This window comes from Candidatus Protochlamydia amoebophila UWE25 (genome assembly GCF_000011565.2).
Taxonomy (GTDB): Bacteria; Chlamydiota; Chlamydiia; order Chlamydiales; family Parachlamydiaceae; genus Protochlamydia; species Protochlamydia amoebophila.
Window position 1 is genome coordinate 114631 of record NC_005861.2, and the last position, 25786, is coordinate 140416.

Consider the following 25786-nt stretch of genomic DNA (forward strand, 5'->3'; position numbering starts at 1 on the left):
GGATTTGCCGACCGCTGTTGCTTTGCGATGGTTGGTGTTCCTGAACATGTTATCATGAAGCAAAAGAGACATAAAAATTAACTATAATTAGAAGATATAAACGGTTAGTAAATATGGGGGCTGAAAATGCTATCACTAAAATTGGGTTATAATAAATGGCATCATTTATTGTTTACTGAAGGCAAGTTCCCAACTTAGATTAGTAATTTTCTTAGATTTGGCATTTTTTTAATCAGCTCAAGGTCAATTTTTCTCAAATCTTACCAGGATAATTTAAACTGGGGAAATTTGATCTTTCCTTTGGGAAAAGAAGGGAGGTTTGGTCCCAAGCATCTATAATTGCCTCTTTAACAAATTCACGACGATGAAAAATTTTTTTTCTAGCAACTTTGATTGTCATATCTCTAAACCCCCTAAATGATTTATCTTCAAGATCTAACATCGACTTAAACCAAATTTTAAAGAGTTCATTACAATCTATTGAATTATGGCTCAGTTGTTTTGAAGCTAGATAAAATGTATGACTGATAATCCAGCTATTTTGATGCACATGGCCGTAATCATTTTCGTGAGTATACGTACTTGCAGGTTTAAATGGCTCAGGTTCTGTGCTTAGGTCACAAAGATGACTAATTTTCCACAAATTATCAATTAAACCTACCTTTTGTTTAAATTCTATAGTAACGACATCTGCAATTGCTTCATCTAATGCTCCCGATTCTCCTTTATGGTCAAGTGGATTATTATGTTTAATCACAGCGTGCGTCATTTCATGACACACAATATCTGGCTGAGAAGCAAATTCGTTATTAAAAGCGAAATGCTTCAGCTTTGAAGCATAATAGGCATTTTTTTTGGGATAATAAATAAATAATGGCGGAATTATTCTTTCTTCGTCTATATCGACTAGTTTAAAAGTATCCCAATAAAATTTTTTTACTATTTCTACTGTTTGTTGAATTTTTCTACAAAGTTTTGTTTCCTGTGGGGTTCTGCAAGCAAAAATTTGATCATTTTTTTGCAAAAATTCCTGTTCAGAATATGAAAGAACCAGGGTTGCTTGATAAGGTGAGAAATTATTATAAGTTTCTGACAAATTTGCACCCATTTTTATTCCTTGGTTCTTTGATTTATTGAATAGAAAATAAACTTATTGGTTCCTTTTAGCAACGACCAAGTAAACTTAAAAATTTATATATTCATCGTAGCTTAAATTTGAGGAAATGCCATTTTTTTAAACTGTCACTCTAAAAATTTAAAGATGTATTCAATAAAATACCGTTAGTTGAAACATAAACTTTTATTTTTTCTTGTTAGTTCTTTATCGTGATAATCTTAAAAGATGGATTGAGCATTGCTACACTATTGGGACTAATCACTTGCTCAACAAAATGGAATAACAGAGTACTAATGGTACCTATTGCATAGTATTAAAATTTCTTAAAATAATTTACAAAGAGTTTTTGAAAAATAAATTGAATTTGAAAAATTTAATTCATCCCAACTTTCTTTTTTTCAGGGGCACTTTTAAATTGATTGAAGGGAACAAATGGGTTGATTAGTTAAAATTAGAGACTTTAACTTCTTGTCTTCCTTGTCAATCTTCTAGTGTCAAAACTTTAAAAAATGCGTTGGGATCGCTACTTTTTGAGATCCAATGAATTGATAGGGTAACACAATGTTTTCGGCACATTCCTTGTGAAAAAGATACAAAGGCCTTTTGAACACATAGACATTTTGATAGGCTTTTGTCAAATTTCGTATACATCTCTAATTTAGATCAATAACCTCTATTTAATCGAGGACACTGGAGTATAGATGGTCAGAAAAAAAGTATCTTCCATTATTTCAAAAGTTGAACGTCAATTTGCTTATGAACAAAGATTTTTTTTACTTGTACAATTAATTACACATGCATTAACGAAAGATGAGAACGATTACGTTACTTGTGATTATTACAGCAATAAGGATTCTTAGAGCGCATATTGGAAAAAGTCATAAAAGTTTAGTGCTGCCTATTTATCAAATTTAATTTCATGAAAACTTAATTGTGCGGATATGAACCTCATCTTTGAGACTTTGCTAAATCCCACATAACGGTGCTTATTCGTCACCCTTTATTTGACACAATTTTCCTCTTATTCGCGTAAAGTTAGGAATAAACAAAAGGTTACTAAAACTTTTGTAAAAGCAAAAGTGATTCGAGCTGAGAGAGTCTTTTTCAAATATATCTGCAAATTGCTTGGGCTTCTGCAAACAATAATTTATTTTACAATTGCTTTATTATTATATTTATGCAGGCGTGAATCAAATAGGCTGAATACAAATTGGATAGTCATTTTTCCAAAAATTTACAATATTTGAAACTTCATACGAAATAATTTCATTCGATGGATAAGTTTTCTGCAGAATTTGCTCGAGAGCAATTTGATTAGAAGAATTTAACCACATAGCTTCATCTGTTTTTTGTAGAATAACAGGCATGCGATTATGTATAGGATTCACCACTGAATTGGAAGCTGTGGTGAGAATTGCAAAGCTTTTGATTTCTTCTCCATTTTTATCCTTCCAAATGTCCCATATTCCAGCAAAAGCAAATAAATCACCATTTTTTAACGTGATTCGAAATGGAATTTTTCCTGATCTCGTGGCTTTCCATTCGAAAAAACCATCCGCAGGGATTAAGCAACGCCTAGTTTTAAATAAATTTTGGAAAGAGGGTTTACTTTTTAATGTTTCAGAACGCACATTAATCATTTGATAATTAGATCTTTTTTCTTTGCTCCAGTGGGGAATTAATCCCCAAACCATTGAATCGATTTGTCTTTGTTGATTTTCTATGAAAATCGTAAGGCATGATTGGGAAGGAGCTATATTAAAGCGAGGAAGCCATGTGAATTCTTTCAAAGGGATTTCAAAACGCTCGGATAGATTAATAGCCTCTGCAGTCAATGTAAAACGCCCGCACATGTTTTAACCTCATTTTATGAGTCCTAATATTATAAAAATTTCTGGATTTGATGCTATAAAGTTATAATTTTCCTCTTTCTAGATGTATGAATGATAAGACTAATACTCAAATTAAGATTAAATTATTACACCTGAATGTTGCAGAAGAATCCTAAAAATATTTCCGAGGAATAATATAAACTAGTCAGCATTTTTATCTAATTCAACATGTATGCAAAAAGTCTAAACTTTTTGATACAATGGATTAAAATTATTGACTCAAGTTGGTCGCGATTAATATGTCAAGAGGCTATAAGAAGGTAACTCTTAGTAAGATGGAAATTATTGGTCCCAGATAGGAGCTAATTTTCGCCCGTTTTTACCCCAGATATTTACCAAGTAGCTAACTTGATTAATTTGATCAGGATAATCATGGGTAAGGATCTTTTTTAAACATTCTCTTGGCGCGTCGCTGTATAGATAACCAAGTCGCTCGCTAATAATTTTGCAAATAGATGGTTTAGCGTGCTCAATTGTTAAGCGTATGAGTTTGGAATCAGAAGGAATTTTTAACTCTTTTGCAAAATAGCGCATTAAAAAAGCATCATCCGTTGCTTGAACTTCTATTATTTTACTATATTGTTTAAGAATATTCCTAGCTAAATGATCAATACTCTCAATTGTAGCTGGTTTTAAATTGCTTTGCGTTTTGAATTTTTGATAAATGACTTTCAATTCTTGTTCCATTTTGTTGGAATAAAAATTACTAATCTTATCATCAAGCCATTTATCAAAAAAGCTATGAGAGTTCAGAGGAGCTAATACTCGCCAAATGGCAATTTCTTCTGTAGGAAGCTCATTTAATACTTCAATTGGAATGTCAGGATCTTGGATATGCAACCATTCTGCAAAGGCATCTTTACAGACAGCTTTTACTTTAGCTTCTAATAATGCAGGAGCTGAAACAGACTTATTAAGTCGCCCTGTTTTGCATGAAATATCTTGGTTGCTATGATAGCATCGCTCGGGAGAAGGAATGTGTGAATGAATCATAAATCTCCTTAATTGAAATTGTTAATTGTAAACAAATTAAACCTATTCTATTTTAGATGAGTGATTCATTTTCAGTTTATCTGGTATTTTTTGATAATTTTTCTTTCATTATGTTCTCATGATCAAAAAATAATCACCTTAATTCTTAACACGAATAAAATCAAAGTGTTGCTACAAAATTCAGCAGCTCTTTTACAGCTTTGTAATTAAATCTTTACTTAACTAGAAAGAAAAGAAATGAGAGATGTTAAATCGCTTTTATAAACCAGCCTAACTGCTTCTCACATATCAAAAACCGATCTGTTTTTTTCTTGCAGCAATAAAATTAATAAGCATTTTACCTATTTGTCTGGCTATTTTTTCTGTTAAAAATAGGGTAAATTTTTTGACCATTATATTCGATTGCTAGTTTAATCATAGAATGTTTTGCTGTCACTCTGTTAAAAATGGCCTTTTAAATATGGCTAAGTGGTTTATTAATCTATTAAACAGTTTCTAATTTTACCAGAAAACCTGTCTGTTGATTAAATGTTATAATTCCTTGCTATTTAGCTGATACGATGTTTTTAGAATACTAGTTATAGGACAGATAAGCTCGTAAGTAAAAGCTTACCTGCTGAGGAAGGGAGAAAAGTTTAAGATGAACAAGACGTTAGTTGAGAAAACATAATGAATTTTATTGTTGCATTGCCTTCATTAATCCAAATGTTCCTAACTCTTTCAATTCCTTTTCTATTTTTAAATTAATTTCAACCATTAGATTTTTTAATTTAACAATTTTTTCTACTTCTTCTCCTTCGTCGATTTGCACATCTTTCTGTTGTAAAGCACGTTCTATCTTTTTTAATCTACTTGCAGTTGAAGGATGCAAAAAATCAAATCTGTTTTCACCACTAGAGGAGATGACGAGTTTTTTCCATATAGTTGTGCGGCTTTCCAAGTTAGTTTGTTGTAAACTCATTAATAATCTTCTTCCGCCTTTCAACTCTTCAACAGAACTTTCAGTTATCGCTAAATCATCTGCTTTTCCTTCACGATATTGAGAAAATATGGCTTGAGCAATAAACCCTACACTCATAGTTATTAATAATGCAGGAATGATAGGCATCATGAAAGCAGAAAATGTGGCTGCAGCTATTGAGCAAATAGCAGGTATCAAGGGCATAGTGAAACAATCGTTATTTTTAATGTGGCAGGCCTCATGTTTCATTACCCAATGGCAGGCACCTTTATCTACCTTGTGAAATTTAGGAGCTACCCAGATGACAGCATCGCCTTTAGTAAAAAAATTCGTACCTTGAGCTCCGCAGAACCCTAGATTAAGTCTTTCTATAACGATAATATCCTGTCTAATCCCTATTCGATCAAAAAATGGCTGTAATTCAGTTTTAATATTATATCCAGGGAAAGATTTAATTTGCTGATTATATTCTTGCGACCCTCTATAAACTCGTTTCTGATTAAAAAGGCCGTCTATTACTATTATAGGTATTTCAATACAGGTACTTTTATAAGCTTGTAGACTATAGCCGCATGGACTAGATAAAAATGGCAAAACAAACATATAATTTCCTTATTGTTAATGTAACTATACAATAAATTATATTAGATGATATATTTTAAATCAATATTAAGTTTGTTTAATTTTTTTTAATATATATTATTAATAATAAATTAAAGTTTTTAATTATTTTTTTTGAATACTAAAGTTTTTTTAAAGTTTCCTTACAAATATTCGCTGTTAAATGCTCATAAACATATGCTGGATTGCATCGACACGTGCGTCAAACTCTAACGAATAACTTAGTCAATAATGAATGACAAAAAGTGACCTGTAAAAGAGAATTTTTTTGTTGGTTGATTTGTACCACAGAAATGAATCGTTTTATTGGCTGAACGACTTAAGTAGTATAAGGGCAAAAGCAGGTAGATTCGTTGATTCATGACATTCAAGCGCTATAATTAGCATAAGAGCACTTATCCAAAGAAAATAGCTATTAGATCTAAAAAAGGTGTCTATTTGTTTTTTTAACCTATAATTTAATCAGATTTTGATTGACAGAGGGCCAATTCAGGCAAGAGGATAACGTTTTACATCAGCTTTCTTCCACACTCTGTGTTTTTCCAATTCGATTGGCATTGCTCGAGAGTTCTTTGCCAACTTTTATATTTATTTCATCCAACAATTGCATGAGAACCTATTGTTTAGGATGATTAAATTTTGATTTTGAAAAAAGGATGCGATAGGTGTCTTTGATTGAATAGTGTCACTAAACATTTTTATAAGTAAAATCCTTTTTAGCACATCAAAATCTATATTGAAAAATGATTAAAAATGCGAATTAGATAAAATGGTCTTGCTTCAATGCATCAAACCCAATTTACTTGATAGGTTGACCTTGCTTTAAAGGAGAAAATTAGCGGGCGATGACCTACTCCCAATGTTTTAAATTTTGGAGCAGGTCAACAGAGACGGCCTGTAACCTTTTTTAACTACATGCAAGGTTGAATCTAACTTGATTTTTGCATGATGAGCCTCAAGCCATTTATTGCTCAGCTATGCTATTACTCTTTTTTACTATTTTCTGTGAGTATTATTACTCCAAAAAATATGACTACTATTGCTACAACTATCAATGGATCTATTGCATTTTTAGCCTGGATTTTTTTAACTTTCGCTATAGGATTGGAATGACTTGTTTCTTGTGCCGGTGCTGGACAATAAGGAAAAATATCTCTTTGAGTAATAGAACAACTTAAACAATTTCGATTTTTTGTTTGCGCTTGCCCTTTTTTGTATAGATGGTCAATCATTTGATTAAATATATGACCAATTCGGCCATCATTTGAAACATGTAACTGCACTTTTAAAAGAAGATGTAAATTAGCACTAGCAATAATATGAGGAGCCTTATAATGAATAAACTCTTTGCTTAAGCTTGTGCCGTCTAAATAGTAAGCAACAAGATTTTCATCTTCGTTACTCCAACATTTGATATCTTTTAGTGATAGATTGCCAATGATGGGAGTATGCATGATTGTTTTAGCTGCTTGTCTAGCACAAATATTCGCAAACTCCCAATTTGTTTTGTCAAAATTCTTTTTTACCTCATGAAGTAAATAATCTACCCAACATGTTTTTGCGAACACTGAGATATTTAGGTAAGAGACTGCATGAGCAACCAGCAATCCTCTTAAAGTACCGGCCAGATGAGAATCATTTAAATCTATGTTATTAGATAAAGTCTGATCGGGTCGATGACATCTCAAAAATGCAATTAAGCCAATTGCAGCAGCCGGACCCATATATAGAATAGCCATCACATCAGCACCGATCTCGCTAAACCTGTTACCCCAGTAGTTAGCCCAATTTTTCTTTATATCCTCTGGGTAATATTCCAAAGCTTGATAAATGTCTTTCTTAATGGCATTTGATAAAATTTTTTTAGCTTTTGGATTTGTTTCCAAAATAGTGTGAGCAGTTTCACGGGCTAATACAAGCCAACTTAATATTCCTTTAGAAGAATAAGATAAAGGAAAAGAAACAATAGGAATAGAGTCTTCTAGTCCGTTTATAGAAATAGCACGCTCTTTTTTAATAGAATGCTTGAAAAGTGCCCAATGACCTATCTCATCTTCTGCCCACTTAGCAATGGGTGGTAAACAATGGCTAGCCGTACAGAAACTAGATGAAGCAACAAACGTATTCCACATGTCGCATACCATCAGTTGTAAAGCGCAGGTTTTTTTCCATTGAAAGCTACTGCTATGTTGCAGGATTATTTGAGCAATATTATGAGCAGTTTCGTATATTTTTAATTGTGTGCGTGCGGCCTGATGGGTAATTCTTTGACTATTTAAGAATTCTACATAAATGGAGGGGTTATTTAGGTATGTAAACTCCCAATCTTCAAAACATTCCAAATGCTTAATAGCATGGCCCCAAAAGCTGTTATGATAAGAATTTCTTAAATTGCGCTGCTTTTCTTGAATCGCTTTAAAAAAAGCTTTTTTAGTTTTTAGCGAAGGTAAGCTAACAGTTTCTTTTGCAGTTTCTGCCAACTCTTTAACAAGAATTTTCATATTTGAAGATAGAGTACTCCACTGTACTGGTAGCCTATCTTGAAAAACGGCAGAAGTAAAATTCATATAGCCCTTGATACTGATTTTATTTGAAAAAAATATATGAGGAAAATCTTGTAATTTTCAGCAAAATAAAAATTATTTTTTAATTTAAAAATTTTAACTTGTTTTAACTAAGGCTAGCAATCCAGCATTTTTCAATTGAATAGCTATATATCTTCAGATTAAAATAAAAGTGAAAGGAATAAAAAATTCTTTAATGTTTTCCTCTAATTTTTTATCTATTTGAAATTTTAATTCACTTATATAAATAAGTATTCATATTTAAATTAGGTAAGCTGTTTAATTCCCACATAAATATCTAAAACAATATTTTGACGATCGGTGGCTCTTTCATCATAAATTTCAAAATCTACATTATATCGGCGCTCTCCGCCTAGCTCTGAGGCTGACATTTTCCAGATATAATTCCATGCATTCACAATCACATCAGGCATGGGAGCTGGCGCCGTTGTAAATTTTGCATATTGCTGCATAGGAATGAGTAGTGTTTGAAATTCTGTAGATAGTTGATCATCAAATAAGAGAACTTCTTCTCCTATAAAATAGGTATAAGAGCCTTTATAATCACTTTCATAATCTGTATAAACGTAAAAGGTTGTCCCCGGCTTTATTCTATGAAGAATTTTATCAGCAAGCTTTTCGTGAAAATAGCGTTTTACACAAGGAAAAATAGCGCTTTCCATTTTATCTAATTCTTGTTTATAGCTAGTTCTAACACTAACTCCAACTAGTTTTATTTGAGGTTTGGAGATTAAAATTGTCTGCATTATTCTTTCCAATAGTATTTTTGACTGCTTAATGATTTCTTCAACCATAGGGGGGCGTAAAGAGATGCTTGGCCGCAACGATATCCCAATAACTTTACTGCTGTTTGTAAAAGAGCATAAGGAATAAAGTGTGGTTGTTTTTGTTTTAAAGTCTTCAATAGGGCTTTTAAATAATGAAATCCTCGTTTTGCATCTTTCCCCCCCTTTTCCAATAAATGTTGGTAAGAAGTTCTGGCATAACCAATATCAAAATGACGGTAAAATTCTTGTTTAAGTGTATAGTCATGCGAGTGATGCACTTCAGCTTCTGCAACATAAGCAATTCGATGATTTCTTTGCAGGAGTTGTGCAACCGCAACTGTGTCTTCGCCGAATAAAACAGGTGAAAAACCGCCAATTTCATCTAAGGCAGCGTTTAAATAAGCGGCACAAGAATTAGAACAAAAAAAAGTATAGACTCCATATTTCTTTACATCTTTAATGCTTCTGATATGACCTTCTGAAGGGTAATTGAATTGACGTGGAAAGCTGGCAAAAAAACCTGCTCTCTGGTGAGGTATTTGCCTTGCGTAAGAAACACAAGCTTCTCCGAGAAGTAAAGGACTAATTAATTTTTCTAACATACTTGCAGATGTTGGATAGGCATCTTGTGTCATCATGACTGTTATGGTTGTATTGAGAAATTGTCTGCCTTTTTCCCTCGTTAATCCATGATTAAACTCAGTTTGTGGAATAGTAAGTGTTTCAACACCCATGGCTTGCGCAATAGAGATTGTTTCATCTGTGGAAGAAGAATCAATAATGAGAATGCGTGGTTTTAGGCGAGATTGGATGAGAGGTCCTAAACAGAGAGGAAGGTGTTTGGCGGCCTGAAAAGTGGGAATAACAATACCTATAGAAGGTTGCATAAAACAAGTGTTCCTAATTAACTAAGTTTTTTATATATCCAACGGGAGGGATGACGAATACTAAAGATAAACTTTCTAAATCCACACTTAAAGGAATAGCTTCAATCTCATAAAAATAATCTCCCTCTTTAAGTAAATGAATTTTACTAATTGTGGCTACTTTCAAACCTGCTGGAAAAACTCCATCCATTCCTGTTGTGACTAAAAGATCATACATTTTTAAAAGGGGAACAGCAGTACCTTCTTGATTCAAAGGTTTACCTGTTCTTAAATCTCTTCCATTACCCTCCTCGTCAGCAAAATCATAGTTAAATCCTGTTCCTTTTAAAATAAACGATTGTCCTCGTATATTTGGTCGTTTAATTCCTTGTAAATGACCTTTAGCAAGATACCAAGTCTTTTTATGAGTTTTTAAAACTGTTTTTAAATGAGATAAAAACTTAGCAATCTGATCCGAGTCTTCTTTTGAAATAATTTTAGTGTTTTTTCGTTGTAATTGAATAAAAATAGATTCAATTTGTTCAGCAAGGAATAGCTCTTGTTCACCACCGCGAACTGCTCTTACAGAAGGGGTTAGACCTGTGTCTGTAATTAATCGAACGCGAGATTGGTGAGTTCCTACATAATCGATGACACCAACAATTGTTTGTCCTACTAACACAGGGCTGTTTTTAGCTATAATTTTATCATTTGGGGGATTATCAGATTCTCCAACATTAATCCACAAAGATTGGTTCCAAGTATCTAAAGAACGAAATATAACACGAGCAGGCTTGGTTTGGATTTGTAACTGAAGATTGGTAAAAAATTGTTGTTTAGTATGTTCTTGTTGTTTTTGTAAAGCTCGAAGCTCTTGAGGATATTCAGTAGCTAATTTATTTAATTGAAATTGTAAAGACTGCTGTTGATCTAATAGTTCGTAAAGAGTTTTTAAATCATTATTCAACAATTGATTTGTAAGTTCAAGTTTTTGATTTTCTTCTTGGAGAGTAAAAGTTGTTTTGGAAGGCGGAGCTTCAAATGGGTGTAAAATAAAATGTTTAATATAAAGTAATTTGTTCCACAAAGGAGCCAGGAGAGCGACGGACTCTCCTCTAAGCTTGTCAGAAATCGGTCTTGAAAGGCTTAGAGAAAAAATTAAAGCGATAAAGATAATAAGATAGGAAATGGCAAATTTTTTGTTCACTTAATATCAAAGCTCAAAAAAAAAATATATATATAAACGTTTTATAACTTTAAAAAAGATGATTACCTTTGTTTCAACTTAATGTCTTTATCTCACCAAGTTGTGAGGGAATTCGGATTTTTTAAGGTCGAGATGAATCACATTATTTAAACTTTCGGAGATTATTTCTTTTCAATATTTTGCGAATAACGCGGTAAAAAGTAACTCCTTTACATGTCCTTAAAAATAGCCTGAAGCCACAAGATCGCTATCTTATTATGCCTGTTGAATGTTTGGATAGTTCATTTTTGAACCAACCTTGAAGAAACACCTTTTAAGTTATTCACCAAAAAAGAAATCGTTACTTTAGTTGAATAGTTAACAAAGATACGCAGGTTTTCTTTTACTCCGTTTAAAAAGACTAAATGCACAAGCATGAGAAAAATACATATTCTTTCTGTTTTTAAACTTGTTGCCTGATTCATAAGCTAAATTGTAGCATGGATTTATAATTATTCGAAAAACATTTCAATTCCTTTTATATCCGGTAAAAACAGGCTAAGGCACCACAAACCCAATTTGATAAATGCAGTTTTCTATACAAAATGAGGTTGCATTCAATGCGATCATCGAAAAAACATTGGGCGAAAGAACGCATTGCTGTCCTGAATGTGAAATAAGGCTTTAAGAGATTTTAACGCAGTGCAAAATATTTTATCCTTCGGATTAGTTGGCCTGAGAATGGATTTTAGAAGCTTTCACCTGTAAGCGGGAGCCTTCACTACTCCATAACAGATGAAATTGCATTGACTACATATTCAATATTTTGAGTGTTTAATCCTGCAATATTGATTCGTCCGTCGCTAGGAATATAAATAGCAAATTCTTTCCGCAAACGATTGACTTGGGAATAATTTAATCCACAAAAACCAAATAAACCAATTTGTTGTTGCAAGTAGTTTAAATTTTTATCTTCTCCTTTGACTAACAAAGAAGCAATAAATGTTTTCCGCATTTCAACAACTCGGTCACGCATATTTTTTAATTCTATTTTCCATTCTTCGGTTAATTCTGGTGAACTCAAGATTGTAGAAACAATTCGAGCTCCTTGAAGAGGAGGATTGGAGTAATTAGCACGAATTAAAACCTTTAATTGACTAGCTATAGATGGTATTTGTTTTTGTTGAGATGTCACAACAGTCAAAAAACCTACTCGTTCCCCGTATAAACCAAAATTTTTAGAAAAAGAGTAAGCGATCAACATTTCATGGCCTTCACTAGCAAAGTACCGAATAGGTTGTGCATCGAGTTCTAAATCTTTCCCAAATCCTTGATAAGCGATATCAAAAAAAGGAATGAGTTCATGTTTTTTAATAAGCTGAGAAAGCTCTTTCCATTGTTCAAAAGTTGGATCGACCCCTGATGGATTGTGACAGCAACCATGCAGAAGGATAACGCTTCCAGTTGGCATTTGGCGGATGGCTTGGCACATCCCTGAAAAATTTAATTTGTATGCATTAAAATCGAAGTAAGGATAGGAATCAATTTTTAAACCTGTTTTTTCAAAAACCTGTTTGTGGTTTGGCCACGATGGTTGAGAAATAAAAATTTTTTGGCAAGTAAGCTTATTTAAAAACTCTCCTCCTAATCTTAAAGCGCTTGTTCCTCCAACGGTTTGAACAGCAAAAAATTTTTTATTGGTAAACAAAGCGTGGTCTGAACCAAATAACAGCTCTAAAGAATTTTTTAGGAAAACACTATTTCCCTCTATCGGTTGATAATCTTTATTGAGATGTTTTTGAAGCAGATCAATTTCTGCTTTTCGGACACTGGTGAAAACTAGCGAATGCCCATCTGCAGTTTTATAAGTTCCTGCACTCAAATTAATTTTTTGAGGATTTTGATCAAGAGAGAAGTCTATAGAAAGATTTAAAATTGGGTCTGGTGGCAAAAGAGAAATATTATTAAAAAAAGGCATGGGATCCCTTATCTCAAATGACATAATAAAGCTATGTCAATTGTTTATCTAAATGTCTAATTACTTCGAATGCAGAACTTTCCTGAATTTTTTAAAAACCTTTATTATACAAGAGCTTTAACATATCGGATGAATAAAGAATATTGAAAAAATGGAATTTCATTGCAAACTTTAGTCAAATCGATATGAAATTCGTGGAGGAAAAAAAGTGATAAAATAGAGGCCATCCATCACATTTTTGATTTTTTCAAAAGTTCTTAATTGAATGTCATATTGAGGGGAGAGAGCAGGCAAAAATTTGCGGCCATAAAAATCATAAGCGAAAGTTATTTTTCCCCATGTATGACTTTCCAATTTCGCACGCAAAAAATTAAAAGCACCAGGCTTGGCGTACAACAAACTTAAGGACATGGTCTGTTGATAAATACCTAAATAATTTGAGTGTATTCAATTTAATTGACTACCAGCCTTTCCAATAGAAAAAAGGGCAAACCCTAAGATTATTTGAGCAATGCCATATCGAGAACGATAAGTCGTGGACCATTGATGAAGCTTAGGAAATGTTTGCTGAGGCAAATATCCAATTCAATTAAAAGTCTTGTCAGTTAATGTAAAAAATGAATTTAAATGAGAAATTACTGTCGACATGCTAGATATAATTTCATTGCATTATGAATAATGTAATTTGTTTTAAAACCAATTGCGATATAAAGGCTGACTCAAATGAAGAATAATTATTTATTTGATCAAAAAAAACAAGATCATTACCATTGCTTTTCTTTTGGGGCGTTAGCTCAGTTGGTAGAGCGCAACAATGGCATTGTTGAGGTCAACGGTTCGACTCCGTTACGCTCCAACTTCTTGTTTTCTTTTTCTGGCATTTAATTATTTTTTGAGATGAGCGCTTAATAAAGTAGCCATTTTAAACATGTCTACAGGTTGTGTTGTTCCAAAAACTTGCGAAAGCTTGGCATCTGGTATAATTAGCCGTTTATTGTTTGTATCTTGAAGTTGGTGTGTTTTAATATAATCCCAAACTTTTTTCGTCATGTCGCCACGGGTTATTTCTGAAACCTCTATAATCCCTCTTAATTCAGGAGAAACTTGATAAACAGGCATTTGCCTTACTTTCTTTGGTTTATCGGGGGTCGATTTGATTTTTTTAGTCGCTTTTGAAGCGTTAGCTTTTGCAGTTTTCTTTGTTTTTTCTTTAGTAGCTGTTTTAGCTGCAGCTTTTTTTCCTTTTTTCTCGTAGGGTGTGCGCGGATGATTGGGATATTTATTTTCTACCTGCTCTAAATTATTAACAATGACATCACATTCGGGGAAAGTCGAGCAAGAATAAAAAATTTTACCAAAACGAGATTTTCGAGCTACCATATGGCCGGGGCATTCGATAGCTGGGCAAGAAGGAAGATCTTGCTGCGATAGCGCTTCCTCACCTTTTTTAGGAATATTGATAATACCTTTGCATTCAGGATACTTTGTACAACCTAAAAATGCTCCGTAACGTCCGTGTCTAATTTTCATTTCAGAGTTACAATTAGGGCAAGGCTGCTCCCAATCAAAGTCAGTAGCATAATCTTCTTTATTAAATGTAATTTCTTCCACAGGGGAAGAATAATCACATTCAGGATAACGAGAACATCCAAAGAAATACTTAGAACGAGCCCAAACTTTTTGTAGCTTGCCAATTTTACATTTCGGGCAATCAATTTCGGTCATGACTTTAGGAACAAATGCTTCTTTAAGAGCTATTTCCAAAGTGGGGTTAAATTGTTCCCAAAAATCTCGAATAAGGGTTTTCCAATCTTTCATATTTTCGGCTACACGCTCTAAATCGTCTTCCATAGCTGCGGTAAAGCCAATATTCATGATTTTTTGAAAACTAGTTTCTAACATTTGAGCAATAATTTGACCGAGTTCCGTGGGTTTGAGCCTTCCGTTTTCTTTAACCGTATAATCCCGACTTTGAATTTTATTCATAATTGCAGCGTAAGTCGATGGTCTTCCAATACCCGATTTTTCTAGTTCTTTTACTAAAGAAGCTTCTGTAAAACGAGGCGGAGGTCTTGTGAAAGCTTGCTCGGAAGTTAATTCTTGCAGGAAAAGCGTTTGTCCTTCTTCCAGTTTAGGCAACATTCGATTTTCATCATCTTTTTCGTCGTCATCATTTTTTTCTTCATAAACAGCTAAAAAGCCCTGAAATTTGATAATCGAACCTGTCGCTCTGAGTAAAATTCCTTCACCAGCTAAAATATCAGCTGAAACAGTATCGTAGATAGCAGCGACCATTTGAGAAGCTAAAAATCGTCGCCAAATCAATTGGTACAATGAAAATTGTTCTTTAGTTAGGTATGGCTGAACTTTTTCAGGTGTATTTTGCAAACTGGCAGGCCTGATTGCTTCGTGAGCATCTTGCGCGCTTTTTTGAGTACTGTATTGTTTAGGATCCGATGGAATAAAATCGCTACCATATTGCTTTTTTATGAATTCGCGCGCTTCTTGAACGGCCTCTGGAGAAATGCGAACTGAGTCTGTACGCATATAAGTGATTAAACCTTCTGGTCCGTCAGATCCAAGATCAACACCTTCATAAAGCCCTTGAGCAATGTTCATCGTACGAGCGGAAGAAAAACCGTGGTGTCGGCTAGCTTCTTGCTGAAGAGTAGAAGTGATAAAAGGAGGAACTGGAAAACGTCGTTTTTCTTTACGTTCAACTTTTTTGACCTGATAAGGACCGGGTTTCATCCGTTTTAAAATCGCGTCAGCTGCTTCTTTATTGTTAATAATTGTAATCTCTTTTCCTTCAATGGGTTCTTTCTCAAATCGTTTTCCATCGACAGAGTACAATGCAGCTCGAAAAAGGCGATCTTCTTGATTAGTTTTTAAAATGGCTCCGATATTCCAATATTCGATAGGTTTAAAAGCTTCAATTTCTTTTTCACGATCCACCACTAACTTTAAAGCAACAGACTGAACCCTTCCAGCCGATAAGAAGTTTTCTCGCCCTCGTTGAATTCGTCTATTGAGTAAAGGGGAAATTTTATATCCCACAATGCGATCTAATAATCGTCTCGCTTGTTGGGCATTTACTAAGGCAATATCAATTTCTCTAGGATTTTCCAATGCCTTAACAACAGCATCTTTTGTAATAGAATTGAAAGAGACTCTTTTAATATTTGTATTAGGAGGAAGAACTTGAGTAATGTGCCAAGCAATAGCTTCTCCTTCTCTATCAGGATCTGGAGAAAGGTAAACGACATCACACTGTTTAGCTGCTTTTAAAAGCTTTGAAATGACTTCTTCTTTGTTAGGCATAATCGTATATTTAGGTTCGAAGTCATTCTCAATATCGATTCCAAATTCTCTTTCAGGTAAATCGCGAACATGGCCGATCGACGACTCAAAAATAAAATTTGTGCCAAGAAATTTTTTCAACGTTTTAATTTTAGCGGGTGATTCGACGATAATCAGCGCTTTACCCATGTTGTCATAACTCCGTGATTGAAGAGCATATGTTAAATTTTATTGTAAAACTAAAGCTCTCTTTGATGTCTCTTCATTCTATTAAATTTTTTTATAAAATTTACCAGGAAATTCTTTAATTATTTTTTTTAAGACCAAACTCATTAGCAAGCTATTAACTTGTTGAATAGGGAGTTGAGCTCGTTTAACAATTTCTTCTATAGATAATTCTTCGACTGGCAATTTTTGTAGTAAATGGATCTCTTCTTGTTGTAAATGCACCAGATCTAAATGTTTTTGTTCAATTGGCGTTGTAAAACAGAAGGTATCAAGACATTGTACTATATCTTCGATATTTTCAACTAATATTGCTTTTTTGTTTTTAATTAGGGCATGATTTCCTCGAAAATTTACTTGGTCAGCTCTTCCAGGTAAAGCCCAGATATGTTTTTTTTGTTCAAGAGCATTTTCAATTGTGAGGATTGCTCCACTTTTTTGAGGAGCTTCTATCAACAGTGTGCCTAAACTCATTCCACTCACTAAACGATTTCGTTTAGGAAAATGACTGCGGTGAGGAGGTGTTGACATGGAAAATTCAGAAATAACAGCTCCTTTTTTTGCTATTTGATCAGCTAAATAATGATTTTCTTGAGGATAAATATTTGCTAATCCCGAACCGATAATGGCTAATGTTCTACCTCCAGCTTCTAAAGCTCCTATGTGTGCAGCTGTATCAATTCCTCTGGCTAAGCCGCTTACGATTGTAAAGCCTGCTTGGGCAAGCTCGTAACTAAGTTTTTTTGCCATTTCCAATCCATACAGAGTGGCTTGTCTAGTCCCAATGATAGTTATACTTTGATTATCTTGAGGCTTTAATTCTCCTTTTAGGTATAAAAGTGGGGGATGATCAGGAATATTTTGTAATTGCTTGGGGTAAGAAGGATCTTTAAAAGAAATAAGATGCGTGTGGAATTTTTCTACTAATTGAAGATTAGCAAAATGTTTTTTAGACCGGATGTGTTCTTGCCATTGATCTAAAATTTTTTGTTTAAATCCGGGTAAATGGCTCAGTTCCGTTATTGAAGCAGAAAGAGCCTTTTTTGCAGAACCAAAATAGTCTACTAAAAAACGCACTTTGACAGGTCCAATTAACGGCATATCCGTCAAAATCATTAAGGCTTCTAATTCTTCCAAATTCCCTCAATATTCTTCATACATTGCCACTATTTTTAAAATGAAAAATTAGATTGTTTTGAAAATAGAAATTGAAAAATCTTTATGTGTTAAGACTAGTTCTTTCTTTTTTTCTTTAAAAATTTCGAAAAAATTCTATTATTTTGTCATTTTTGTTGACAGAGTATTTTTTATTAAATGAGGGTCTACATCAAAAATTTGTGTCACTTTACCAACTTTTTCAGGCAGAATGAGATTAATAGAACCATTTCGTCCCTTTTTATCTTTTGCCATTAAATAAGTGAAACGTGTAAGCGGAAAATGAGGTAAATGAATAGGTAATTGAGCTTGTTGACAAAGTGCATCTTGCCTTTGCATAGTTTCTTGCGTTGTTAAACCCATTTGACAACTTAAATAAGCAGCGCAGCTCATTCCAATAGAAACTGCTTCCCCATGTAAATATTGATAACGGCTCATCATTTCAATTACATGACCAAATGTATGGCCGTAGTTCAGCTGGGCTCTTATTCCCAAATCTTTAAAATCAGCTTCAACATATTTTTTTTTAATTGCACATGATTGTTGAATGATAATCTCGAGTAATCCTTCATCTCTTTGTTCTATAAGGGACCAAGAATTTTCAAGAAATTCAAAAAGTGAGGGTGAGGCAATCATTCCATATTTAATAATTTCTGCAAAACCTGCTTGATAATGCTTTTTTGAAAGTGTTTTTAAAGTAAAAGGATCTATTAAAATTTTTTTAGGTAGATGGAATGATCCTATAATATTTTTAGATTTACTTGTGTTAATTCCTGTTTTTCCACCGATACTAGCATCAACCATGGCAAGAAGGGTAGTTGGAAGATAAATCGTATCGATTCCTCTCATATAGCAAGAGGCTACAAATCCCGCTAAATCACAGATAACACCGCCTCCTAAAGCGACCACAAGAGAATATCGATCTAGTTGGTGTTTGATAAAATGTCGCCAGCATCTTGTTGTTTGTTTTAAGCTTTTACTCGTTTCACCTTCAGGGATCAGTAAAACGGAAAAATTCCAGCTGAGCTTAAACAACTGCTCCGTTATTTTCTGCTCATACATTACCCATAACTGAGGATGAGTTATGATGACAACTTTTGAGTAAGATAAAGACTCTAAATAGTATTTTAAATCATCTAAACAATGGCTTTGAATGACATAGTTTGATGAGTTTAACATATTAACCTTACGTTTCGAATTTATTTAATTGAAAATCAAAAACTTCGTTAAATTTTTTTTTGCTAAGAATTTGAATGTAGATTGATAATTCTACAAAATTAATGATAAAAAAGAAGCGGCTAATCATCGATTAGCCGCAAGTTTTCTTTACTAGAAAGAAACGGTAATAGTTCCGCTGACTTTAACCACTTGGTAAAGTGGTTGAGTGTCTGCTGAATTAGTACCTATGGATAGATGTCGCGCCGGAACGAGTAAATTTAATTCTGAATCTACTCTTGCATATTCGTGAACATCTTCTAACGCGAGCGAGCTGTTATAATTGCTCACAATTATTCTCCATCTACCTTTTGAAAGGTAGTTAATCGAGAACGAATTTAAGCCGTCACTGAATGACACTCCTTTTTTGGTTTATGGGACGCTTAATTGTATTAATTCAACTAGCATCTTTAGCCAGAACAAAGAGAGCTATAGCTGATATCACCAAAGCTAACTCATCGTCCTCTCAAATTGATCTTTATCTCGCTTATTACGAGTCTTATTTTTTTTATGGCTTCGAAAAAATTCCCAGACTTGTGGCTTCGAGCAATGATAGCCTAATGTCACCTCCTTTGGTGCTCCGTTGTTCCACTCTTTGAGAAATACAAGGGTCCCCACTCCCATCTACCAAAACTAGACAAGAGGATTTGCTCTGCTTTGCTTTAAAGATAAAAATTTAAAACAAATCTGAACAAAAAATAATAATTATTATTTTCATTTATCAAATAAAGATTAAATCTGCAAGTTTGCTTCATCCAAAGTATTGTTTTTGATAAATGTTAATTTTTTAATTTATGATTTTTGTTGGTTTTTTCTTCCTTCAACAAATTGTTCTAAATTTATTTGCCCTGCTTGAAATAATTTTGTTGTGACGAGTTCAGCTTCCAAAAAATCTTTATTTCGATTGAGTGCGAGTAATTGATCCCAAGTGGCAACTGCTTCTGAAGCTTGGTCCAATTGCTCATATAAAAGGGCTAATCGAATTAGATTATAGACAGAAAGCACAACATTTTCAGGAATTAGGGATAATTGTTTTTGTAGTTCATTCGCTTGCATTAATGCTTCTTTGTAAGATCCTTCACTAATGAGTAATGAGGTTTTTGCGTAATTTACATATAAATTTAGTTGATCAGGTTTTACTCGTTCAAACGTTGATTTAGCTAACCGTTTTGCATCTGATGGTTGATTTTGAATAATGAAATATTGGGCTAAAGCACCATCATATTTAGCATGGAGTTCAGGATGGCGAGCCATAATAGCTAATAGCTCTTGAATATGAGTTTTTTTAATGTCGGAAGAGCTTGTATTTTGTTCAATTTGTTGAAAAGCATTCGCAGCTTGTATAAAGTCGTTTTCAGCGTTTAATGTTTGTAAAGATAAAAAACGGTAGATAAAAAGCAAAGCGACAAATAAGCCCAATAATCCCCATAAAAAAAAATGTTTGCGATCAGATATCCACAAAATTAAAGGATGATCAACCCAATCATCAGATAAGCTTGGTGATTGAAAAGGAGAAAATGTCGTTTTTTTATTCATAAGTATCACTGGTTTAAATTTTGTTTAACGAACTGTTGTGAAAAAATTTGTTAACAACCTTTTCTGCACATGCAAAGCGTAAATTCTTATAGATAATCTTTTTGATTAAAAAACTATAAATAAAAGCATGATATTTTTCAGCTATTTCTTGTAAAATTAAAAGTCCTTTATTAGCTATCACCTATCAAATCAAAGTTTGAAGACTTTATATTAAAACTCAGACTAATAATTTTTTTCAAAATTCTATAATTATAATAATTTATTAAAACATGCATGAAGAGACGACAAAAGAAAATAGAGATGATTTGAGAGAAGTGCTTCTTTCTCAAATTCAAATAAATCCTTACCAACCCAGGCGTGAATTTAAGAAAGAGGAACTACAAGAGCTGGCAGACTCCATTAAAGCGGTGGGCATCATTCATCCGCCACTTGTTCGTATGCTTGGGGATTCTGAAAAATATGAACTCATTGCAGGAGAAAGAAGATTTCGAGCTTCTCAAATTGCTGGTTTAAAATCTATCCCTGTTTTAGTTCGAAAAACTTCTTATGCTCAATCAGCGCAAGCTGCTTTAATTGAAAATATTCAACGCATAGATTTGAATCCTTTAGAAATAGCTAAAGCCCTTAAACAACTGATGGATGATTTCAACTTTAGCCAAGAACGCCTTTCACAACAAATCGGTAAAAAAAGATCAACAGTGGCTAATTATCTTCGTTTATTGACTTTGCCTATGACAATTCAAACTAGTATTTGGCAAGGGGCAATTAGTATGGGGCATGCTAAAGCTATTCTTGCTTTAGAGTCAGAAGATAAGCAAAAACTATTACATGATTTGATTTTAAGGGACACTCTTAATGTACGAGAAGCTGAACAAGCGGCGGCTAGAATTAACCAAAAAGCAAAAAAACAACAATTGAGCTATGTTACGAGGGATTTTTATTTAGAACAATTGGCGGAAAAAATTCAGCAAAATTTAGGAACAAAGGTCGTCATACAAGGAAAAGGTAAGAAAGGACGTATTTCTATTGATTATTATAACCTTGATGATTTAGATCGGCTGTTAGATATATTTGGAATAAAAGATTAATTAAGACTGAGGATAGAATGGAGAAAAAAAAATTGTTAATTCGAGGGATGCACTGTGTTTCATGCGCGCAAAATCTTGAAAACAGTTTGAAGAAAGTTTCTGGATTACAAGAGATTCATGTTGATTATTCGACTAGTCAAGCTGATATTATTTTTGACGAAAACAAAGTTTCATTTGCCTCACTAGAAAAGCATATAAAAAAAATGGGATATGAGAGTTATTCATTTAGGCCTTCTTTAGATGAAGATAGACGAATAAAGCAAAAAGAAATTCAAAATACTTTTAAAACCTTTTTGATCGCTGCTGTTTTGTCTTTGCCTTTTGTGATTCAGATGTTGGCGATGATGTTAGGATATGCTTTTTCCATTCCTCCAACATGGCAATTTTTTTTAGCCACCCTTGTACAATTTGGGTGTGGAGGAACATTTTATCGATCCTCTTTTTATGCTCTTAAAAACTGGCAAATTAATATGGATGTTTTGGTTGTTTTGGGATCAACTGCGGCTTATCTATTTAGCTTTTATGTTTATCTTTTAAAACTTTCTTACTCTTTTTATTTTGAAAGTAGCGCGCTCATTATTACATTGATTTTATTTGGACGTTGGTTAGAAGCCGTCACTAAAGGAAAAACCTCTAAAGCACTAGAGCGTTTATATCATTTACAGCCTAAAATTGCTCGTATTGAAAAAAATGGTGAAATTATAGAGGTTGATGTTGCCTCGATTCAAGTAGGTGATATTTTTATGGTACGTCCTGGAGATCATATTCCAGTTGATGGATGGGTGATAGAAGGAGAGTCTTCCATCAATGAATCTTTGTTAACGGGAGAAAGTTTGCCGGTTTATAAGAAACAGGGATCGAAACTTTATGCAGCGACAATCAATGAAACTGGTTACTTGAAAGGGCAGGCCTCTTCAGTTGGATCCGATACAATTTTAGCTCAGATACTTCGAGCTGTAGAAAAAGCTCAATCTTCGAAAGCACCTATTCAAAAATTTGTGGATAAAATTTCTGCAGTTTTCGTTCCCTGCGTACTTCTAATCAGTTGTTTGACGATATTAATTTGGACATTTCTAATAGGTGATTTTACAAATGGATTGATTAATGCGGTCTCTGTTCTAGTGATTGCATGCCCTTGTGTTTTAGGATTAGCCACGCCGGCAGTTCTTGTGGTAGCAAGTGGGGTTGGAGCACAATACGGAATATTTTTTAAACAAGCTTCATCGATCGAGCAGTCTGAAAAAATCAAATTTTTATTTTTAGATAAGACCGGTACCTTAACGAAAGGAATTCCTTCTGTGATGGGAATCTATCCAAATGCCAAATATCTTAAAAATGACGTATTACAAATAGCAGCTTCGCTTGAAAATTGCTCTTCCCATCCTTTAGCTAAGGCTATATTAAATGAGGCCAAAGAAGAGGGAATTCTTTTAAAAATTGTCAAAGAATTTAATTCATTTATTGGAAAAGGAGTTACAGGAACAATTGATGAAAAGGTTTATTATTTAGGCTCTGCTAACTTTGCAAAAGAAATGGGAATTGAAATCGACCCTGCTTTTTCTCTTCTTGAAGAACAAGGAGAATCACTGGTCTTTGTTTGGACAGACCATCAATTATTAGGCATGATTACCATCATGGATGAGCTAAGAAAGGAAAGTATGGAAGTAATTCGTTTGTTGAAATTGAAAGGAATTTATCCCATCCTTTTAACTGGAGATCGAAAATATGTTGCTGAAACTATTGCAAAAAAATTGGGGATTGAAGATGCGCGGTTTGAATTGCTTCCAGACGATAAAATGCAGATTATCCGAGAAGCTAAAAATAGTGGAAAAGTAGGAATGATTGGAGACGGAATTAACGATGCTCCAGCCCTTGCAGAAGCTGATGTGAGTTTTGCTCTTGCCTTTGGTAGCGATATTGCTATTGAAGTCGCTGATATTACTTTAATACGAAATGATTTAATGAGTTTAGTGGACGCTATAGATCTTTCCCAGCAAACCATGCGTAAAATGAAATATAATTTATTTTTAGCATTTATTTATAATGTTCTTGCGATTCCTTTGGCAGCTTTTGGACTACTTAATCCAATGATTGCGGCAGGAACAATGGCAATGAGCTCTGTTTCTGTGATCGCCAATGCGTTATTACTACGTTATTGGAAGCCAGAAATAAATAGAAATAATGTGGAGAGGATTGTCAAAGTTTAAAATGGGAAAACAAATTTTTATTACAGGAATAGCCGGATTCATTGGCTTTCACCTCGCGCAAAAACTTGCAAAAAGAGGAGATCGTATCATTGGATATGATAATTTTAATCCTTATTATGATACCCAGTTAAAACGCGATCGAGCATTAAAGTTATCAAAATTGGGCATTGAAATTATTGAAGGGGATATTCAAAACTATGAAAAGCTGCAAAATAGTATCCTATTGCATCAAACGACCCATTTGATCCACTTAGCTGCACAAGCCGGTGTTCGTTATTCATTACAAGAACCGGCCACTTATCTTAAAACCAATGTAGATGGATTTTTAAATATTCTAGAAATTTGCCGCTCTCATCCCCATTTAAAATTAATTTACGCATCCTCGTCTTCCGTTTATGGCCTAAATACGAAAGTTCCTTTCTCTTTAGAAGATCGTACCGATCAACAAGCAAGCTTATACGGAGTGACTAAGAAAACTAATGAATTAATGGCTAAAACTTATCATCATCTATTTGGAATCTCTTCAATTGGGCTACGTTTTTTTACAGTTTATGGGCCTTGGGGTAGGCCAGATATGGCTTATTTCTCGTTTGCAAACGCCATTGTTCAAGGAAAACCTATTGAAATTTTTAATGAAGGTAAAATGCAAAGAGATTTCACGTATGTGGATGATATTGTGGAAGGAACCATCGGAGCCATAGATACTGAAATTTCATTAGGCGTTTTTAACTTAGGTAATCACAGACCAGTTGAATTATTATATTTTGTGTTATTGTTAGAAAAAGAGCTGGGGATTGAAGCTCATAAAATATGGCTGCCCATGCAGTCTGGTGACGTTGTTGCTACCTTTGCTGATATCCAGGAAAGCACGAAACAACTTGGCTTTCAACCTAAAATTTCTATTGAAGAAGGCCTTTGTAGATTTGTGAAATGGTATAAAAACTACTATAATTTATAAAAAATTAGGGATTTTATTCATTATTTATTATCAAAGTATTTTTTGATTGGTCGTTATAAGGTTAGCCGGTTATATGTCAATTTATTTCGATTCGATATATGTCAATACGGAAATTCACCAAGAGGAAAAGTCTTGCTCTTAGCTCAAATTTCTGAGATTCAATATAAATTTGCATTTTTTTATTTTTTTATTTTCTCTATTCGATTAATTTGCAATATCAACCTAAATTTCTGGGTGGATTTGCTCAAAAATCGTTTAGCGCGTTAATTAATTTCGGAAAAGTCTAATTTGAAAAGACAAAAGGATCTTTTATGCATCGTTTAACACTTTGGTTGGTTTGTACAGCTATTTTGATTTTAACCAGTTGCCAAACAAAAGTGATAGGAACTGGTCCTTGGGTAAAAAAAATTGATTCTGAAGAATTATCAAAAATTGTGATTAGTTTTTCGGCTAAGATGAAAATAGATAAACATTTAGAGTTAGAAGATTCGTGGGTATCTTATGAAGATTATATCAAAAAATTGTCTTTACATTATTCTTCTCAGAGACTTTTAACTGTTTATGACGCTCGTCTCTTATTGGTAGAATTGGTTGAAGAGCTTCTTTATAGAATTAATAATAATTCTATTATTAGCTACGAAGTAGAACATTTTCCTTTTACAGCTGATGATCTTGATCTGAAAATCAATTTTGAAAGTTTTTACGGTCGTTTTGCTGACGAACAATATGTAGGTTTGATTTCGTTACAAGCCGGATGTGCTCATTTTTATGCTTTTGACCAAAAAAACCGAGGTATTGATTGGACAAATGATCGATTTGAACCGTATACGAAAAGCCGTGAATTAGCATTCATTAAAAGAGAAGTAGACCTTCCTTTCACCGATATGCATGAAACAAATTCTAGAGGTCTTAATAAAGGCAATTTAGATGGAACTTATTTTCAATTGCAATCACAGTATTGAATTAAAGTTAACTAGTCAATGCTGAATAACAAAATACTTTGTTTAAAGCCTACCGAGAGGTAGGTTTTGTGAATATAAAAACTTGCTGGAGATTGAGCTTTCATTTGTTAAAGCTGTAAATTGCAATTAAATTCACTTATATTAATTTAATCTCTAAAACCTGTTCCTTTAGAT

Annotated in this window: 19 protein-coding genes and 1 tRNA gene; 5 read left to right on the forward strand and 15 right to left on the reverse strand. The window is 33.5% G+C overall.

Translation table 11 applies throughout. The features are described from left to right. Positions 1-253: 253 nt before the first annotated feature. The 10 genes from PC_RS00295 to PC_RS00340 form a co-directional block, all read right to left on the reverse strand. The gene (locus tag PC_RS00295; protein ID WP_011174610.1) at positions 254-1108 is read right to left on the reverse strand and encodes a M4 family metallopeptidase; all 855 of its coding nucleotides are present in this window, start codon (positions 1106-1108) and stop codon (positions 254-256) included. 1199 nt (positions 1109-2307) lie between these two features. Next, on the reverse strand, positions 2308-2970 hold the full coding sequence (locus tag PC_RS00300; RefSeq protein ID WP_011174611.1) for an SOS response-associated peptidase: 663 nt from the start codon (positions 2968-2970) through the stop codon (positions 2308-2310). A gap of 321 nt (positions 2971-3291) precedes the next feature. After that, positions 3292-4002: a hypothetical protein gene (locus PC_RS00305; protein ID WP_011174612.1), complete on the reverse strand. Its 711-nt coding sequence runs from the start codon at positions 4000-4002 to the stop codon at positions 3292-3294. Between the two features lie 676 nt (positions 4003-4678). Further along, entirely contained in the window at positions 4679-5566 is an 888-nt protein-coding gene (locus tag PC_RS00310; RefSeq protein ID WP_011174613.1) for a M48 family metalloprotease, read from the reverse strand. Positions 5567-6567: 1001 nt separating this feature from the next. Then, complete coding sequence (locus PC_RS00315) at positions 6568-8151, reverse strand: hypothetical protein (RefSeq protein ID WP_011174614.1); 1584 nt, start codon at positions 8149-8151, stop codon at positions 6568-6570. A 263-nt stretch (positions 8152-8414) separates the two neighbouring features. Then, complete coding sequence (locus tag PC_RS00320; protein WP_044044612.1) at positions 8415-8915, reverse strand: GyrI-like domain-containing protein; 501 nt, start codon at positions 8913-8915, stop codon at positions 8415-8417. Next, the gene (locus PC_RS00325) at positions 8915-9823 is read right to left on the reverse strand and encodes a glycosyltransferase family 2 protein (RefSeq protein WP_011174616.1); all 909 of its coding nucleotides are present in this window, start codon (positions 9821-9823) and stop codon (positions 8915-8917) included. Before PC_RS00325 ends, PC_RS00320 begins: the two co-directional genes overlap by 1 nt. Positions 9824-9836: 13 nt before the next feature. Continuing rightward, positions 9837-11009 carry a rod shape-determining protein MreC gene (locus PC_RS00330; protein ID WP_011174617.1) on the reverse strand — a complete coding sequence of 391 codons (1173 nt, stop codon included), beginning with the start codon at positions 11007-11009 and terminating at the stop codon, positions 9837-9839. Between the two features lie 760 nt (positions 11010-11769). After that, on the reverse strand, positions 11770-12966 hold the full coding sequence (locus tag PC_RS00335; protein ID WP_011174619.1) for an amino acid aminotransferase: 1197 nt from the start codon (positions 12964-12966) through the stop codon (positions 11770-11772). Positions 12967-13137: 171 nt separating this feature from the next. Then, a complete protein-coding gene (locus PC_RS00340; protein WP_011174620.1) occupies positions 13138-13377 on the reverse strand; it encodes a hypothetical protein in 240 nt (79 codons plus the stop codon). 372 nt (positions 13378-13749) lie between these two features. Here PC_RS00340 and PC_RS00345 point away from each other — a divergent pair. Then, positions 13750-13822, forward strand: a tRNA-Ala gene (locus PC_RS00345). Between the two features lie 29 nt (positions 13823-13851). Here PC_RS00345 and topA read toward each other — a convergent pair. The 5 genes from topA to PC_RS00370 form a co-directional block, all read right to left on the reverse strand. Further along, a complete protein-coding gene (topA, locus tag PC_RS00350) occupies positions 13852-16455 on the reverse strand; it encodes a type I DNA topoisomerase (protein WP_011174621.1) in 2604 nt (867 codons plus the stop codon). An 81-nt stretch (positions 16456-16536) separates the two neighbouring features. Further along, the gene (gene dprA, locus PC_RS00355) at positions 16537-17628 is read right to left on the reverse strand and encodes a DNA-processing protein DprA (RefSeq protein ID WP_011174622.1); all 1092 of its coding nucleotides are present in this window, start codon (positions 17626-17628) and stop codon (positions 16537-16539) included. A 138-nt stretch (positions 17629-17766) separates the two neighbouring features. After that, positions 17767-18825: a 3-dehydroquinate synthase gene (gene aroB, locus PC_RS00360; protein WP_011174623.1), complete on the reverse strand. Its 1059-nt coding sequence runs from the start codon at positions 18823-18825 to the stop codon at positions 17767-17769. A 150-nt stretch (positions 18826-18975) separates the two neighbouring features. Beyond that, positions 18976-19152: a hypothetical protein gene (locus PC_RS10795; protein WP_155117067.1), complete on the reverse strand. Its 177-nt coding sequence runs from the start codon at positions 19150-19152 to the stop codon at positions 18976-18978. Between the two features lie 501 nt (positions 19153-19653). Beyond that, complete coding sequence (locus tag PC_RS00370) at positions 19654-20397, reverse strand: tetratricopeptide repeat protein (protein WP_044044616.1); 744 nt, start codon at positions 20395-20397, stop codon at positions 19654-19656. A gap of 269 nt (positions 20398-20666) precedes the next feature. Between PC_RS00370 and PC_RS00375 the strand changes: the two genes are divergently transcribed. The 4 genes from PC_RS00375 (at position 20667) to PC_RS00390 (ending at position 25612) form a co-directional block, all read left to right on the forward strand. Then, entirely contained in the window at positions 20667-21485 is an 819-nt protein-coding gene (locus tag PC_RS00375; protein ID WP_044044617.1) for a ParB/RepB/Spo0J family partition protein, read from the forward strand. A gap of 17 nt (positions 21486-21502) precedes the next feature. Next, a complete protein-coding gene (locus PC_RS00380) occupies positions 21503-23692 on the forward strand; it encodes a heavy metal translocating P-type ATPase (protein ID WP_011174628.1) in 2190 nt (729 codons plus the stop codon). Between the two features lies 1 nt (position 23693). After that, the gene (locus tag PC_RS00385; protein WP_039355857.1) at positions 23694-24650 is read left to right on the forward strand and encodes an NAD-dependent epimerase; all 957 of its coding nucleotides are present in this window, start codon (positions 23694-23696) and stop codon (positions 24648-24650) included. A gap of 311 nt (positions 24651-24961) precedes the next feature. Next, entirely contained in the window at positions 24962-25612 is a 651-nt protein-coding gene (locus PC_RS00390) for a hypothetical protein (protein WP_011174631.1), read from the forward strand. Positions 25613-25786: the final 174 nt, after the last annotated feature.

Bases quoted from the DNA above. Each gene is read 5' to 3' on its own strand.
- PC_RS00295 (WP_011174610.1), bottom strand. From the start codon at position 1,108: ATGGGTGCAAATTTGTCAGAAACTTATAATAATTTCTCACCTTATCAA.
- PC_RS00300 (WP_011174611.1), bottom strand. From the start codon at position 2,970: ATGTGCGGGCGTTTTACATTGACTGCAGAGGCTATTAATCTATCCGAG.
- PC_RS00305 (WP_011174612.1), bottom strand. From the start codon at position 4,002: ATGATTCATTCACACATTCCTTCTCCCGAGCGATGCTATCATAGCAAC.
- PC_RS00310 (WP_011174613.1), bottom strand. From the start codon at position 5,566: ATGTTTGTTTTGCCATTTTTATCTAGTCCATGCGGCTATAGTCTACAA.
- PC_RS00315 (WP_011174614.1), bottom strand. From the start codon at position 8,151: ATGAATTTTACTTCTGCCGTTTTTCAAGATAGGCTACCAGTACAGTGG.
- PC_RS00320 (WP_044044612.1), bottom strand. From the start codon at position 8,915: ATGCAGACAATTTTAATCTCCAAACCTCAAATAAAACTAGTTGGAGTT.
- PC_RS00325 (WP_011174616.1), bottom strand. From the start codon at position 9,823: ATGCAACCTTCTATAGGTATTGTTATTCCCACTTTTCAGGCCGCCAAA.
- PC_RS00335 (WP_011174619.1), bottom strand. From the start codon at position 12,966: ATGCCTTTTTTTAATAATATTTCTCTTTTGCCACCAGACCCAATTTTA.
- PC_RS00340 (WP_011174620.1), bottom strand. From the start codon at position 13,377: ATGTCCTTAAGTTTGTTGTACGCCAAGCCTGGTGCTTTTAATTTTTTG.
- topA (WP_011174621.1), bottom strand. From the start codon at position 16,455: ATGGGTAAAGCGCTGATTATCGTCGAATCACCCGCTAAAATTAAAACG.
- aroB (WP_011174623.1), bottom strand. From the start codon at position 18,825: ATGTTAAACTCATCAAACTATGTCATTCAAAGCCATTGTTTAGATGAT.
- PC_RS00370 (WP_044044616.1), bottom strand. From the start codon at position 20,397: ATGAATAAAAAAACGACATTTTCTCCTTTTCAATCACCAAGCTTATCT.
- PC_RS00375 (WP_044044617.1), top strand. From the start codon at position 20,667: ATGCATGAAGAGACGACAAAAGAAAATAGAGATGATTTGAGAGAAGTG.
- PC_RS00380 (WP_011174628.1), top strand. From the start codon at position 21,503: ATGGAGAAAAAAAAATTGTTAATTCGAGGGATGCACTGTGTTTCATGC.
- PC_RS00385 (WP_039355857.1), top strand. From the start codon at position 23,694: ATGGGAAAACAAATTTTTATTACAGGAATAGCCGGATTCATTGGCTTT.
- PC_RS00390 (WP_011174631.1), top strand. From the start codon at position 24,962: ATGCATCGTTTAACACTTTGGTTGGTTTGTACAGCTATTTTGATTTTA.